Source organism: Clostridium sp. AM25-23AC, assembly GCF_003435125.1.
Lineage (GTDB): Bacteria > Bacillota > Clostridia > Lachnospirales > Lachnospiraceae > Pilosibacter > Pilosibacter fragilis.
On the sequence record NZ_QWGI01000009.1, the window covers coordinates 55903 to 71928 of the forward strand.

14 protein-coding genes are annotated in these 16026 nt (G+C 48.9%); 3 read left to right on the forward strand and 11 right to left on the reverse strand.

Translation table 11 applies throughout. The features are described from left to right. Positions 1 to 167: 167 nt before the first annotated feature. The 3 genes from DW677_RS07315 (at position 168) to DW677_RS07325 (ending at position 2215) form a co-directional block, all read left to right on the forward strand. On the forward strand, positions 168 to 659 hold the full coding sequence (locus DW677_RS07315) for a DNA-deoxyinosine glycosylase (RefSeq protein WP_117566768.1): 492 nt from the start codon (positions 168 to 170) through the stop codon (positions 657 to 659). Between the two features lie 328 nt (positions 660 to 987). Next, entirely contained in the window at positions 988 to 1188 is a 201-nt protein-coding gene (locus DW677_RS07320; RefSeq protein WP_015553651.1) for a hypothetical protein, read from the forward strand. Positions 1189 to 1306: 118 nt separating this feature from the next. Then, positions 1307 to 2215 carry a radical SAM protein gene (locus DW677_RS07325; RefSeq protein WP_117566769.1) on the forward strand — a complete coding sequence of 303 codons (909 nt, stop codon included), beginning with the start codon at positions 1307 to 1309 and terminating at the stop codon, positions 2213 to 2215. A 684-nt stretch (positions 2216 to 2899) separates the two neighbouring features. Here the strand turns inward: DW677_RS07325 and DW677_RS07330 are convergent. From DW677_RS07330 to DW677_RS07380, 11 genes are all read right to left on the reverse strand, one after another. Next, entirely contained in the window at positions 2900 to 3514 is a 615-nt protein-coding gene (locus tag DW677_RS07330) for a DedA family protein (protein ID WP_117484372.1), read from the reverse strand. A 99-nt stretch (positions 3515 to 3613) separates the two neighbouring features. Then, on the reverse strand, positions 3614 to 4702 hold the full coding sequence (trpS, locus tag DW677_RS07335) for a tryptophan--tRNA ligase (RefSeq protein ID WP_117566770.1): 1089 nt from the start codon (positions 4700 to 4702) through the stop codon (positions 3614 to 3616). Between the two features lie 112 nt (positions 4703 to 4814). Next, entirely contained in the window at positions 4815 to 6050 is a 1236-nt protein-coding gene (locus tag DW677_RS07340) for a DUF1015 family protein (protein ID WP_117566771.1), read from the reverse strand. Positions 6051 to 6215: 165 nt separating this feature from the next. Continuing rightward, positions 6216 to 7382, reverse strand: a complete 1167-nt coding sequence (locus DW677_RS07345; protein WP_117566772.1) for a phosphoglycerate dehydrogenase — start codon at positions 7380 to 7382, stop codon at positions 6216 to 6218. 32 nt (positions 7383 to 7414) lie between these two features. Then, positions 7415 to 8503 (reverse strand): 3-phosphoserine/phosphohydroxythreonine transaminase, encoded by a 1089-nt coding sequence (gene serC / locus DW677_RS07350; RefSeq protein ID WP_117566773.1) that lies wholly within the window; start codon positions 8501 to 8503, stop codon positions 7415 to 7417. A 466-nt stretch (positions 8504 to 8969) separates the two neighbouring features. Then, a complete protein-coding gene (leuB, locus tag DW677_RS07355; protein WP_117470390.1) occupies positions 8970 to 10052 on the reverse strand; it encodes a 3-isopropylmalate dehydrogenase in 1083 nt (360 codons plus the stop codon). Between the two features lie 460 nt (positions 10053 to 10512). Then, the gene (gene aguB, locus DW677_RS07360; protein ID WP_117566774.1) at positions 10513 to 11379 is read right to left on the reverse strand and encodes an N-carbamoylputrescine amidase; all 867 of its coding nucleotides are present in this window, start codon (positions 11377 to 11379) and stop codon (positions 10513 to 10515) included. Positions 11380 to 11546: 167 nt separating this feature from the next. After that, positions 11547 to 12659, reverse strand: a complete 1113-nt coding sequence (gene aguA / locus DW677_RS07365; RefSeq protein WP_117566775.1) for an agmatine deiminase — start codon at positions 12657 to 12659, stop codon at positions 11547 to 11549. A gap of 49 nt (positions 12660 to 12708) precedes the next feature. Further along, positions 12709 to 13125, reverse strand: a complete 417-nt coding sequence (locus DW677_RS19170; RefSeq protein WP_117566776.1) for a YlmC/YmxH family sporulation protein — start codon at positions 13123 to 13125, stop codon at positions 12709 to 12711. A 172-nt stretch (positions 13126 to 13297) separates the two neighbouring features. Then, positions 13298 to 14125: an amidohydrolase family protein gene (locus DW677_RS07375; protein ID WP_117566777.1), complete on the reverse strand. Its 828-nt coding sequence runs from the start codon at positions 14123 to 14125 to the stop codon at positions 13298 to 13300. Between the two features lie 88 nt (positions 14126 to 14213). Further along, positions 14214 to 15884, reverse strand: coding sequence for an AAA family ATPase (locus DW677_RS07380; protein ID WP_117566778.1), 1671 nt, complete (start codon positions 15882 to 15884; stop codon positions 14214 to 14216). Positions 15885 to 16026: the final 142 nt, after the last annotated feature.

Here is a 16026-nt window from a genome sequence, read left to right on the forward strand (position 1 = left end):
TATATTGACCCATGATTTTGTGATACCTAATCATTATAAGTTGAGTTTCCCCATAAGGCAATAAAAAAAGTATGAAATTTCTATGTTTACAAAAAATATCAGAAACGCTACAATACAACATGGATAGCAATTTTATCATTTAAAATATATCTGAAAGGATATTTATCATGAATACCGTCACACACCCGATTCCGCCTGTTTTTGACAGCGCCTCCAGGATTCTGATCCTCGGTTCCTTCCCGTCCGTCAAATCCAGGGAAGGACATTTTTTCTATCACCACCCGCAGAACCGTTTCTGGAAGACCCTGGCCGGAATTCTCGCGGTTCCGGTTCCAGGCAGTATTGATGAGAAAAAGGAATTTCTCCTCTCCCATCATATTGCCCTCTGGGATGTGATCGCATCCTGCTCCATCGAGGGTTCCAGCGACAGCTCCATCCGCGATGTCGTGCCCAACGATCTCTCCCGGATCCTGTCCACAGCCGACATCCGGGCGATCTTCTGCAACGGAAAGACATCCTGGAATTACTACAGAAAATATCAGGAATCCGCAACCGTCATCCCGGCAGTCTCCCTGCCGTCCACAAGTCCGGCGAATGCGGCGTGGACGCTGGAGAAATTGGAGGGCGCCTGGGGTATTATTACTGATTATCTTAAATAGATAGATATTAATTGTAACTATTCAGTACCTTCATAGTTACACGCAAAAATCCATTCCAGATCAGCTTCGCTGATGGGATTTTTGCCCTCCAGCCTATGTTTTCTTACGGTCAGCGCAGCAAGTGCGCAGACCTACTGAACAGTTACTATTAATTTTAACTACCCCAAGCGCTTTGTCATTGTTATGTAAAACACAGGTAGATTACTAAATTCTCCTGTTTTGAGACATTTTTATAATTTAGAAATCCTGCACTATATAATTTTTTTTGAATTACTTTCCTGTTTTATTTTCTTTTTTCGATGAAAACTATAATTCAGGAGGTGATTCCATGAAAAACTCATCAAAGAAACTGCTTACCAGCGCCGACTGGGACATCGACATCCAGGCCTGCTCCGCCACCGACTGTACCGGCCTGATCCCCGCCCTTCCGGAGACCGATGCGGAATTCGAGCACTATCAGGACCTCTACCACTACCTGCCGGATACCCCGGATCGGGCTGAATACAATTCCGACAAAGCAAGATCCTGAACCAGCGCTTTGATCCACATGATCCCTTGAAAGCATTTTGCCCGACCGCCAGTGCCTGAATACCGATCATCTGCAGGCATCTGGCTCATAAATCACCACGAAAGAAGTATGTAAAGTTATGTTAACCGAATCCATCTACCGATCATGCACCCTCTGTCCAAGGGAATGTCATGCCGACCGAACAACATCCACCGGCTTCTGCGGCGCCGGGCACGAGCTCCGCGCCGCCAGGGCCGCCCTGCATATGTGGGAAGAACCCTGCATCAGCGGCACCACCGGAAGCGGAACCGTCTTCTTCTCCGGCTGTACGTTACGCTGCGTCTTCTGCCAGAACTTCCAGCTGAGTCACGAAAACTACGGAAAAACCATCTCCGTCTCCCGTCTCGCCGATATCTTCCTGGAACTCCAGGAAAAAGGCGCCGCAAACATCAACCTCGTGACCGGGACCCAGTTCGCTCCATCTATCGTCCGCGCCCTGGATCTCGCGAAGCCGAAGCTTCAGATCCCTGTCGTCTTTAACTGCGGCGGCTACGAAAAGCTTGAAACGATCCGTGATCTCGCAGACTACGTCGATATCTGGCTTCCAGACCTCAAATACATGGACAGCGGTCTCGCCAAGAAATACTCCGCCGCCCCGGACTATTTCGAGAAAGCCTCCGACGCCATAAAAGAAATGATCCGCCTCACCGGCGGACTTTCCTGGAATAAAAGGAATCCATCAATGCTGGACCGCGGCGTCATCATCCGCCACATGGTCCTTCCGGGCGCAAAAGAGGACTCGATCCGCCTCCTGCACTGGATCAGGGAAAATCTCCCGGATCACCAGTACCTTATCAGCATCATGAGCCAGTATACGCCGTTCTACAGGAGCACCGAATATCCGGAGATCAACCGGCGGATCACCTCCTATGAGTACAACAAAGTCGTTGACACCGCGATTGACCTCGGTCTCACGGAAGGGTTTATGCAGGAAAGAAGCAGCGCGAAAGAAGAATATACGCCACCGTTTGACTGTGAAGGGCTTTAATACAGATTAATAAGCCTGCCCGGTTACAGACCTGCACCTGGTTCGTACAGACAGTTTGCTACTCTCCCCCAAAAGCAAGTGGCAGCAATTCTTTTCTGCGCATAAAAAGTGGGTACCGAATCAATTTTCTTGTTTCGATACCCACCTTAATGTTCTGCGTTATCCAATGGATCTTACCTCATTTTCATTAGATTTTTTTCTATATGAAGTTTTCCTTTTTCACTCCGCCGGCTTTTTCCGAAATCTTATCTTTCTTTTCGTTCTCATATCGATTATTGTATTTCTCTTTTTGATACTTTCTCGTCATATCTTGAAGGATTTCAAATAATCTTTTTTTCGATTAATTACCCGGTTTTGTGTTTTTCCTTTGTTCCGGATTTTTCAAATTTGAAAAATGGAACGAGACTTATGTGTTCGGTGGACTGTACCTCCTTTACTTAGATTTTTTAAGTACGAACCTTTTCGTCTTCTTTGCTTTGTTCTCTCTTTCTTTTTGTTGTCTTCATTATATTCGATATCTTCTCATTTGTCAATATGTTTTTAGAAAAAATATTTTTTATTTTATTGTTATTAGTTTATTGTTCTATTGTATATAATTATTCAAATAATTATATTATTTCGCAAAGGAAATTCACTCTCTTTTTCCATCCTTCTCCCATCCGCAATGACCTTTCTATATGGCTTCTACAGCTTTCTTCTTTCTCCGCACCCGCGAAACAGGACAGCAAAGGCGATGGAGATCCCAGCTATCATGAGAAACAGATCCGAATACACCCCAAAGGCCGCCGACACCTTCTCCCAGGAGTCCCCAGCGATCCTCCCGGCATAGACGAGGACCGTGTTCCACAGAAGACTTCCCGCCGCCGTAAAGACAAGAAACGGCACAAACGGCATCCTGGCAATCCCTGCAGGGATGGAGATCAGGCTGCGGACGATGGGGATCAGCCTGCACAGGAACACCGCCGATCTCCCGCGTTCCCTGAACCATCCTTTCGCGAGATCCACATCTTCCAGACGGAAGTGAAGCAGATGTCCGATCTGTCCGCAGAGCAGTTTCCGGAACACCTCATCCGGCAGAAACCGTCCCACGCTGTATAGAATGACAGCCCCCGCCAGCGATCCGGCAGTGGAAAACAGGATCACACCGACGGGCGTCATGTCCGTGCAGACCGTCATGACGCCCCCAAAGGTCAGGATCACCTCCGACGGGATCGGAGGAAAGAGATTTTCAACTAAAATAAGGAGGAACACAGCAAGATTGCCGTATTCCCCCATCAATTCCAGTACCAGCTCCCGCATACAGACACCCCCGCTTTACCATGGGTATAATATATGCAGCATCCAGTCTGTTTTATTCACTTTTCCCGAATCCATTCATCTGCAGATTCAGCTTTTATATTAACCGTTATACTTCTTACTCTGCTCCGCAATCAGCGCCGCATCGTCAAAGTAGTTGATCTTCATAGCCGCACGCATCTCCTTTAATGTCTGTGCAGCCACGCGCTCTGCCTTCTCGCTTCCGCTCTTTAAGATCTCGTATACAGCCGGGATGTCCTGCTCCCATCTCTTTCTTCTCTCGCGGATCGGACGGAGCTCCTCCTCAAGCACACGGTTCAAGAACTTCTTGACCTTTACATCGCCAAGTCCACCGCGTTTGTAGTGCTCTTTCACCTCGTCGAGGTTCTTGTAATCCGGCCAGAACTCTGCGAAGTATTCGTCCTTGCAGAATGCGTCCAGATATGTGAAGACGGTATTTCCCTCAACCTGTCCCGGATCGCTTACCTTTAAGTGGTTCGGATCTGTGTACATGGACATGACTTTCTTCCTTACGTCCTCCTCTGTATCGGAAAGGTAGATGCAGTTTCCTAAGGATTTGCTCATCTTTGCCTTTCCGTCGGTGCCCGGAAGACGGCGGCATGCGTCATTGCTCGGAAGAAGAATATCCGGCATAACAAGAGTATCTGTATTGTATACCGTATTGAATTTGTGAACGATCTCTCTTGTCTGCTCAACCATCGGCATCTGGTCCTCACCAGCCGGAACCACGTTTGCCTTGAAGGCTGTGATATCTGCTGCCTGGCTGATCGGGTAGGTGAAGAAGCCTACCGGGATGCTGGCCTCAAAATTTCTCATCTGGATCTCGCTCTTTACGGTTGGGTTTCTCTGTAATCTGGAAACCGTAACGATGTCCATATAGTAAGCGGTCATCTCGTAGAGCTCCGGCACCATGGACTGGATAAAGATCGTGGATTTTTCCGGATCAAGACCTGCAGACAGGTAATCGAGCGCAACCTCCAGAATATTCTGGCGGACCTTCTCCGGGTTATCCGCATTGTCTGTGAGCGCCTGGGAGTCAGCAATCATGATATAGATATCGCTATACTCTCCGGAATTCTGAAGCTCTACTCTTCTTCTAAGAGATCCTACATAATGTCCTACATGAAGACGACCTGTCGGACGGTCTCCTGTTAAAATAATCTTTCCCACAACAATATTCCTTTCTCTCCTGTGATGTCAGGTTTCTGTGATACCGGCGGCTCCACGACTGCAGTCCCATTTCGATCTCCAGAAATCCTGTCGGCTGACCCCAAGTTTCAGGCTACAGCCGGTGGATGAAAATTCCGCTTCGCAGTTTCGGTTCAAACCAGGTCGATTTCGGCGGCATCAGAAGCCCCGCGTCCGCAACAGACAGCAGTTCTTCCATCGATGTCGGATACATGGAAAAGGCGATCTTCATGTCCGCCTCACAGCGGCGCTCCAGTTCTTTCACGCCGCGGATCCCGCCCACAAAGTCGATGCGCTTATCCGTTCTCGAGTCTCCGATTCCAAGCACCGGAGCCAGGAATTTCTCCTGGAGCACGGACACGTCAAGTCCCTTCACCGGATCATCCGGTCGGACTCCCGCCTTTAATTTCAGATCATACCATGTTCCTCCGAGGTACATGCCGACCTCACCGCGTTCCTTCGGCTCCACAGCTTCCTTTAAAGGTCCGGAGACCTCAAAAAGCTTCGAAGCTTCCTTTAAGAGCTCCTCCTCCGAGTGTCCGTTCAGATCCCACACTACACGGTTATACGGCAGGATCGTCAGTTCATCCTCTGAGAACAGTACGGAGAGGAAGTAGTTGAACGGGGCGTCCTTCGGCGCGTCCGGGTGTTCCGCCCTGCGCTTTAAGGCAACCTTCACGGCAGAAGCCGCGCGGTGATGACCGTCTGCGATATATGTCGCCGGGAGCTTTTCAAATTCCTCCCGGATCTCTTTTATCATATCACCGGATCCGATTTTCCATACCCGGTGTCTGATTCCATCCTCTGAGATAAAATTATAAAGCGGATTCTCCTCTTTTGCAAGTGCAACCAGTTCTTTTAAGCGTTTTACCGGGCGATATGCGAGAAAAATCGGTCCGGACTGGGCGTCCATCACATCGATATGGCGGATCCGGTCCAGTTCCTTCTCCTCTCTCGTATTCTCGTGCTTCTTGATCACGCCGTTTACATAGTCATCTACGCTTGAGCATGCCACGATTCCTGTCTGGGGATGATCGTTCATCGTGAGTTCATAGAGATAGTAGGTCTCATTCGGATCTTCCACATAGTTTCCGTCCTTCACCCATTGTTCGAAAAGATCCTTTGCGTGGGCATAGACCTCCGGCGCGTACATGTCCGCCGTGTCCGGGAATCCCGTCTCCGGGCGGTCGATGGCGAGGAAGGAAAGCGGATGGGACTTCACCTCTCGCTTTGCCTCCTCCCTGTTGTATACATCATACGGAAGTGCCGCGATCTCTGCCGCATGTTCTGCTGCCGGGCGCACGCATGAAAACGGTCTCACTACTGCCATGCCTGTTACCTCCCCATATTATTTTATCCTGCCTCTATATTACACTCAATTCTCTATAAACGCAATTCATCCATGACGATTTTTCGTACATGGATGAATTACAATTACATTTCACAGCTGCCATCTTCTTATGCAGCCGTATTATTCTCTTTTCGACTATATTTTTTAGCCCTTGATCACGCGGACCTTATACATTCCGCTGATCTTTTCAAGGTGGGCAACCGCCTCCTCTTTCACCGGATTCTCCAGATCAAGAAGCGTGTACGCATACTTGTCGCGGCTCTTGTTCGTCATATTGGCGATGTTGATTCCCTCAGCAGCAAGGATCGACGTGATCTGACCGATCATGTTCGGAATATTCGCGTGGAGCAGGCCGATTCTTCCTGCCACCTGACAGATTCCCATGTCGCACGCCGGATAGTTTACAGAGTTCTTGATATTACCATTTTCTAAGTAATCCTTTAACTCATCCGCAGCCATCACCGCGCAGTTGTCCTCGGATTCCTCCGTGGATGCGCCAAGATGCGGTGTAGCGATCACGCCTTCCATTGCAGAAGTCTTCGCGTTCGGGAAGTCGGTGATGTATTTCTTCACCTTTCCGCACTTTAACGCCTCTGCCATATCATCATCATTTACAAGCAGGTCTCTCGCGTAGTTTAAGATCACGACGCCGTCCTTCATCTGGTCAAAAGCATCCTTGTTGATCATTTCCTTCGTGGAATCAAGAAGCGGCACATGGACTGTAATGTAATCACAGTCTTTGTAGATCGTGTTCACGTCCATGATATGTTTTACGGAGCGAGACAGCATCCATGCGGCGTTGACGGAGATAAACGGGTCATACCCGTAAACTTCCATTCCGAGAGCCGCGGCAGCGTTTGCGACCTCACAGCCGATCGCACCGAGACCGATGACGCCGAGCTTCTTGTCCTTGATCTCGTTTCCTGCAAAGGCCTTTTTGCTCTTCTCCATCTTCTTCGCAATGTCCTCTTCCCCGGCATGTTCCCTGCACCACCCGATACCACCGACAACGTCTCTGGATGTCAGGAACAGGCCTGCGAGAACAAGCTCCTTTACACCGTTCTTATTTGCGCCCGGTGTATTGAATACGACGATGCCTTTCTTCGCACATTCGTCGAGCGGGATATTGTTGACTCCGGCTCCGGCTCTGGCAATGGCCTGGAGTCCGGACGGGAATTCTGTCTCGTGGAGAGACGCGCTGCGGACCAGGATTCCTTCCGCGTCCTTAATATCATCTACAAGTTTATAGTCTCCTGTGAGGCGGTCTGTGCCATAGTGGGAGATCTGATTTAAACAACAAATATTTCTCATGATTTTTCCTCTGATATTTTCATCCGGCAGTCTTACGCGTCCGCGTGTTCCGCCTCAAATTTCTTCATAAATTCTACAAGCTTCACAACGCCCTCCTCCGGCATTGCGTTGTAGATGCTGGCTCTCATGCCGCCGACGGTACGGTGTCCTTTTAAGTTCACGAATCCGGCTGCCTCCGCCTCTTTTACGAACAGGGCATCCAGATCTTTATCACCTGTAACGAACGGCACATTCATGATGGAACGGTCCTCTTTGCGGACAGTTCCGTGGAAAAGCTTGCTCTCGTCCAAGTAATCATAGAGGAGCTTTGCCTTTCTCTCGTTTCTCTCCTTCATAGCTTCCAGTCCGCCCTGCTTCTTCAGCCATTTGAAGACCTTGCCACAGATATAGATTCCGTAACATGGCGGAGTGTTGTAGAGGGATCCGGCCTTCGCCTGGACATCGTAGCGCATGATCGTCGGTGTCTCCGGAAGAACATCCTCGCGGATCAGGTCCTCACGGATGATCACGATAACAACACCTGCCGGTCCGATATTTTTCTGGACGCCTCCGTAGATCACGCCGTATTTTGTGACATCCATCGGTTCTGAGAGGAAACATGAGGAGACATCAGAGACAAGTGTTTTTCCTTTTGTATTCGGGAGTGTGTGGAATTTTGTTCCGTAAATCGTATTGTTCTCGCAGATGTAGACATAGTCAGCATTCTCGTCGATCGGAAGATCGGAGCAGTCCGGAATATAGCTGAATGTCTTGTCTTCGCTGGATGCGATGGCATTTGCGGTTCCGTAAAGCTTTGCTTCCTTCCATGCTTTCTTTGCCCACTGGCCAGTGATGATGTAATCGCCGACACGGTTCTTGAACAGGTTCAACGGTACTGCAGCGAACTGCTGGTGAGCGCCGCCCTGTAAAAACAGGACTTTGTAGTTATCCGGAATCTTTAAGAGGTCTCGGATGTCCTGCTCTGCTGTCTGGATGATCTCCTCGAACGCTTTTGAGCGGTGGCTCATCTCCATAACGGACATTCCGGTACCGTTATAATCCAGCATCTCAGCTGCTGCCTCTTTCAATACTTCTTCCGGCAGCACAGCCGGTCCTGCGGAAAAGTTGTAAACTCTGCTCATAGTTTTATTCCCCTCTCTCTGATTGCTCTATGATCGGTCCTTTCAGGAATGACCACACATTCAGCCTTTGTCTCTCGATCCGGCGCCGCACTTTACTCTGTCTCTTCTCTACCAGTGTAACGCGACGCCTTAGGATGATTTGACATATATCCTAACACAAGTGCCCGGGCAAATCAATGATAAATTTTTGATTTGCCCCGAATTATGCAAACTTTTTTTCATTTTTGGTAATTTTTTTTAAAATATATGACTGCTGTAGGCAATTTCTTCCGGATTTCTATAAAAAGAATGTGCCTTGGCACATTCTCGCGCCTCGCACGGTCGCTTGCGACAATCTATATCTTCGCGCGAGTGTGCATCTTGGACACGTTAGTGCCTTTTTATGTAACAGGGAATTTCCTGTTACATAAAAAAGGCAGAACACATGAACTCATGTATTCTGCCAGTCTCGTTCTGCTTTATTTTATCAGATTCTATCACAGATCAGATTTCCCATCTCGGTGGTTCCGACCTGCTTTTTGCCCTCGTCCATGATATCGACGGTACGGTAGCCCTCTGCGAGGACCTTTCTGACCGCATCCTCGATAGCATCTGCTTCCTTGTCAAGGTCGAAGGAGAAGCGGAGCATCATAGCTGCGGAGAGGATCGTCGCGATCGGATTTGCGATGTCTTTTCCTGCGATATCCGGTGCGGAACCATGGCTCGGCTCGTAGAGACCAAATTTGCTCTCATTTAAGCTTGCGGAGGACAGCATACCGATGGAACCGGTGATCATGCTCGCCTCGTCGGATAAGATATCGCCAAACATGTTCTCTGTTAAGATCACATCGAACTGGCGCGGGTTCATAACGAGCTGCATTGCGCAGTTGTCGACCAGCATATTTTCAAGAGTGACTTCCGGGTAGTCCTTTGCGACTTCCGCAACAACTTTTCTCCAGAGTCTGGAGGAATCGAGAACGTTTGCCTTATCGACACTTGTTACTTTCTTCTTTCTCTTCATGGCGATCTCGAATGCCTTGATCGCTACGCGGCGGATCTCCTTCTCGCTGTAAACGAGAGTATCTGTCGCCTGCTCAACACCGTTTACGGTCTCTGTGTGGCGCTCACCGAAGTAAAGGCCTCCGGTCAGCTCGCGGACGATGACCATGTCGAAGCCGTCACCGATGATCTCCTGTTTTAACGGGCATGCGCCTGCAAGATCATTGTAGAGGTATGCCGGGCGGATATTTGCGAAGAGATTTAATCCTTTACGGATCGCAAGAAGTCCTGCCTCCGGTCTTAAGTTCGGGGCAACATCGTACCAGCGGGAGTTGCCGACATTTCCACCGACTGCACCGAGAAGAACAGCGTCACTCTTCTTTGCGGTCTCCAGCGCCTCGTCTGTCAGCGGCACACCGTAGGTGTCGATGGAGATTCCACCCATGAGGACCTCTTCATAGTTGAATTTATGACCGTATTTCTGACCTGTTTTATCTAAAACTTTCTTTGCTTCTCTCACGATTTCCGGACCGATTCCGTCACCGGAGATCGTTGCAATTCTATATTCCATGTCTTTTTCCTCCATATCCCGCCTGAAAATTCACGAAATGCTGCCGTCATTTCCATATTTTTCGGGTATTTTACTTTTCATATTTGTACCGGACTAATTCCTTTTCTGTCCGATTATCTCTTTGTAATCATACTCTAATTTTTCTTAATTTTCAACAAATTGGAGAAATTACTGGCATATATGTTTTCTATTATTTATATGAATCACAGTTATACTTTAGTGGGGTTCACTCTCACTGCTTCTCTTCATGATAAAAGGCACATCACCCGGAACCAATGTTTATTCCATGGCATGTGCCTTTTTCGTTACTGTTCACGCTTTGCGCAAACAGTAACTGATTTTGCCGATGCTTCGCATTCCGAATCGGCAAAATCCACTACCACCACTGTATTGTACGGAATTTTCAGTTCAGAAAATTCCTACCCTTGTACGGTAACCCTTTTTCTTCTCAGAATTTTTCTTACTCGTGATACATCTCCGGTCTTCTATCGCGGAAGAGTCCCCATGAGAATCTCTCGCGCTCCAGCTCATCCAGATCAAACTCCGCTGTGATCACGCCCTCGCTGTCGCGGTCCATGGACCGGATCACTTCGCCGGCACCGTCCGTGATGAAGGAGGAGCCATAAAATTTCAGGGCTGATTTCTGGTTTCCATTTGCCTCACATGGCGTTACCTCTTCCAGTCCCACACGGTTTGCCGCGATCACCGGCATCAGGTTCGACGCGGAATGTCCCTGCATACAGCGTCTCCAGTGGGGCATGCTGTCCACGGAGAGGATCGGCTCGCTGCCGATGGCTGTCGGGTAGAATAAGAGCTCTGCGCCCTTTACCGCCATAAATCTCGCGGTCTCCGGGAACCACTGGTCCCAGCAGATGCCCACGCCGATGGTGCCGTAGCGGGTCTTAAATGCCTTAAATCCCGTGTCGCCCGGTGTGAAGTAGAATTTTTCCTGATAATAGTGGTCATCCGGGATATGGGTCTTCCGGTAGATTCCAAGATTTGTTCCATCTGCGTCAAGGATCGCAACAGTGTTGAACAGGCGCTTTCCGTCCTTCTCGTAGAAGCTGATTGGAAGAACGACTTTGAGCTCCTCCGCCACCTTCGCGAAGTGTTTTACCGCGTCGTTCTCCTCCACCGGCTTTGCAAACTCATAGTATTCGTACTGGCGCTCCTGGCAGAAATACTGGCGCTCAAAGAGCTCCGGGAGCAGGATGATCTGGGCTCCGTCCGCTGCCGCTTTTCTCACGAGTCCCTCCGCGTTTGCGATATTCGCATTCACGTCTCTTGTGCAGCGCATCTGTACCGCTGCGACTTTTACTTTTCGCATTTTATATTTCCTCCTGTGGGGTATCCGTTTTATTGTCCCTATGTGCTGTCTATATTCCAGCTCTATATTGTTCTTTCACTTTTAATTTTTTGAATTGCTCCTCAGGTACAGCATCTATCCTGGTTCAATACACGTTTTCTGATTCTATTTTTTATCGTATTCTTTTCCTATCTTCCCTGCGGGACCTGCTGCGTGATACAGTGGATATTTCCGCCGCCGAGCAGAATATCCCGGGCCGGGATCGGGCAGATCTTTCTTTCCGGGAACACTTTTCCGAGGATCTCCACCGCCGTCTTATCATGCTCATCCCCAAACTGCGGCACGACTACCCCGCCGTTTGAAATATAGAAGTTAACATAACTTGCCGCCAGCCGTTCCCCGACTTCTCTCGTGTCCTCGCCGTCCTCAAACTCATAACCGCCGAGTTCTTCCTCCGTCACACAGATCAGTGTCTTTGGGATTGGAAGCTTGTGGACTTTGATTTTTCTTCCCATAGCATCCGTCTCATGTTCTAAAATATCCAGACAGCTCTTCGACATGGCATACTGGGGATCCTTCTCATCATCGGTCCAGCCTAAGACCACCTCGCCCGGGCGCACGAACGCGCAGATGTTGTCCACATGTTCATTCGTCTCGTCATTGTAGATTCCATGTTCCAGCCAGATCACCTTTTTAGCCCCGAGGTAAGCACAGAGCTTCTTTTCGATCTCGTCCTTTGTGAGCTTCGGATTTCTTCCTCCGCTCAGGAGGCACGCTGCCGTCACAAGAACCGTCCCCTCTCCGTCAGAATGGATCGAACCACCTTCCAGAACGAATGGGTGGGCCTCGTAGCAGTCATAGCCAAGCTCCCCACAGACTTTTTCCGCCACAAGATCGTCCTTCTCCCAGTGGGCATAAAGTCCATCCACGGTTCCTCCCCAGGCGTTGAACTCCCAGTCGATGCCACGAACCGCACCTTCCCCGTTCACCACAAAGGTCGGTGCCACATCCCGCGCCCAGGCATCGTCGGACTCCATGCGGATCACATGGATCTCGTGTCCCGGATTCCCGGCTAGCATCTCGCGGGCATTCTCCTCCACATCCGGCTCCGCCAGCATAAAGACCTCCTCGCTCTCCGCGATGGCCCATGCCACGCGCTTGAATGCCTCTCTCGCTTTTTTCGCGCCGTAGTTCCAGCTTCCCGGACGCTTCGGCCAGATCATGATGCAGCCTCTGTGAGGTTCAAATTCGCCCGGCATGCGGAATCCATCTGCTGCCGGTATCGTATGAAGTTTATTCATTCTATAATTCCTTTCCAGATTTATCTTCAGACTTATTCTCCCGCTCTTTTTACCGCCACTTTTTTATATAACCGCCTTTTTCCTGGTCACAAGGCGGAGAGCAGCCACAATCCATATTACACGGCGGCGGACAGTCACATCTTCCTCCCTGCTCACATGGAGGCGGGCAGGGACAAAACGGCGGCTTCGGCGGCGGTGGACACGGTTTCGGGGGCTTCGGCGGCTTTTCCTTCTTCTCCTCAACCCGGACCAGAATAATATCGTCTCCGATCTGACAGATATCCCCAAAGGGGATCACAAATTCTTTTTCCCGTCCCAAAAATCCGCAGACACAGCCCGGTCCCGGCACAATGATCGCCAGAATCCTGCCTGTACACGGATCAATGTCCAGATCCCCCACAAACCCCAGCCGTTTGCAGTCGCAGACATTGATCACTTCCCGCCTCTTTAACTCGCTCATCCGCATGGCATCATCTCCCGGACAGAAACATTTTATGTATCCCATCAACCACAGACCTGTTATTCGCGCAGGCTGCCGTCAACCAGTCATACTCTCTATTTATAGTCTATGTTCCATTTCTTGTCCCTGAGATAAATATCCAGCATTATTTTCACTTAATTGTAATTTTTCTGAAGCTTTACAACTCAATATTCTCCGGCAGTTTTCCCACTGCCTTCAAAATCTTCGCCGCATTTCTCCACAACATGTCTTCCTTTTCGCTGTCCGAAAAGCTGCTGTCCTTGATCCTCGCGATTGCGGCTTTCTGGCTTCCATAAGGAAAATCACAGCCGTAAAGCACCCGCTTTGTGCCGAATTTCCGGACGATCTCCTCGAACTCCCCGGCTTCCTCCAACTCCGCGCTCATGGCCGTATCGATAAACACATTTTCCGGCAGATTTTCAAGATCCTCATCGGGATTTTTCATCATGCAGAAGCTTCCCATATGCGCCATGATGATCGGGATATCCGGAGCAAATTTTAAGATCTTCCGGATTCCCGACGGGTAAAGGTCATAGGGGCGCACGATCCTTGCGGTCCCCATGTGGATCAGCACCGGAAATCCCAACTCATTGATCTTTCTCCACATCTCCTCATACTTTGGATCTTCCAGATGGACCTTCTGAAACGGCGGATGGAACTTGATCCCAGCCATCTCCATATCCTTCAGCTTTTCCAGCTCCTCGATCACATTCTCACAGTCCGGATGGAGTCCCCCGAATGGGATAATATTCTTTCTTGCCGCTTCCTTCGCGAACCGGTTCACCTCCCCCTGATTCTGTGGTTTCGATACCACCGGCAGGTTCACGGAGAGATCCACTCCCGCCTCCCGCATCCGCGCCAGCAGATTTTCCCGGATCGGAAGCTTCTTAAAATCATCATTTTCATGCCCGGTGACCTCCATGGCCCGTCTCGCCAGGGCGACCGGATAGATATGCGTATGAATGTCAATGATCCTGCAATTCATCTATTCTTCTCCAGTTCTTCCTCCATGCACCGTTTTCGGCAGCATGTTCCTGAATTTTTCTGCGGCTTTGGTTTTTATTTGCAATGAGTCACTTTTTCTTTACCATGCAGCGCTTTTTAAAAAACGAAATACCGTAGCAAAGAATCTGGTCATAGTCTTCCTCATACTCCTTTGCGTACATTCGATCATCAATTTGCCGCAAAGCTGTATCGCACGCACTCCCCAGATTTTCCAGAACCTTCGTATACTTTGCCTCAAAAATTGCAACACGGGCATTCATAGAATCGTAAATAACCACATCGCTCCGGCCTTCTCCGTGTTCCTTGTTGGAATCCACCATATATCCGGCGCCGGTGAAGATACCTGCAAGAAAAGCGTGGTAGAAGTCTTCCCGATAGTCATGGTAGCTGATCGTCCGCCGGAGCAGGGCATTCATTTCTTTGGTAATCCTCTCACTGTCACCGTTCCATACAGCGTCAAACAAAGCATTTCGATTCCACTTCTTCGTGCTGTCATCGAACCATTTAATAACTGTCGTTTCAAAAATCTCTTTGATTTCTGCATTCGGAATCATAAGAGCAGCCATGCCATCCGGCAGTTCGTCCTTGTAATCTCCCTTGCGCGCTTTGGTTAAGTAGCCCGTCAGATATAGTGTACTCCAAAGATTCTCTTCCGAAGAATGCAGATAATCATAGGTCAGGTTTTCATCTACACGCTGAACAATACAGCCGCCCGCCATCAAAGTTTCAAGCTTATTTGTAATCGTACCGCCTGCATACTCAATAAAGGAACGTATGATGGCATTGTCGCTGGTGTTTTTCCAATAGCTGACCGGTCTGGCTTTCGGATTTCGCTGCAGTTCCAACATATAATTCATAACATCCCACGGGCAGTAAACATCAAAATCACCGAAATGGTAGCCATCATACCATTTCCTGATATTGTCAGCCTGTTCCGTCAGACCGGTGTCATTCAGCAGCTGGTCAACCTCGCTCTGTACAAAACCAAAATACTCGTTCAAACGGGAATTTGTGATCGTATCCGACACAAAATTATTTGTTCCAGTAAAGATGCTCTCTTTTGCAATCTTCAGACACCCCGTAACAACCGCGAACCGAAGTGCCTGATTGTCCTTCAGTGCCTGCATCAAGCCTTTCATAACATCGAGCATTTCATCATAGTAACCGTTGTTGTTCGCTTTTGCTACGGGAACATCATACTCATCTATAAGAAGAATTACAGGCTTTTCATAATAGCTTTGCATCATCGTTGTCAAAAGCATAAGGCTGCTCTTAACTTCTTTTATCGAACCGCTGCCATGTGCGAGATGTGCAAACGCCGCTTTTTGGAAGTCCGTGGCATTTTTACCATCAAGCAAATAGAGATGTCTGTTGTACAAATCTGCAATCACCATTGTGAGCATATCGTATGCCCCAGTGAAATCCAGTCCATCTACCTGTCGAAACGAAACAAAAATTGTCGGATACTGGTTCATCCACGCATCGCACAATGCCTGGTTTTCTGTAATTTTCAGTCCCTCAAACAGTTTTCTGCTCTCCTTGCGGATGTCGAAGAAGCTTTCCAGCATGCTCATGCCCAATGTCTTGCCGAAGCGCCGGGGACGGGTAATAAGCGTTACTTTTATTCCCGTTCTGCTGAGCAGCTCTCCTATTAATTCCGATTTATCAATATAGTAATACTCATTTTTACGAATTTCTTCAAAATCCGAAACTCCAACAGGAATGTTCATTTCTTTCATCTCTGCTGCTCCTTTCGTGCAGCCATGCACAGATTTTTCATTGCTTCTATGCTACCATGAATCTCGTGTTTTTACAAGAAAAAGCTCTGCTTACTGCGGCTATTCCGGCTTCCGCTCATTCTGCGTAATTTGCTATAAGCCA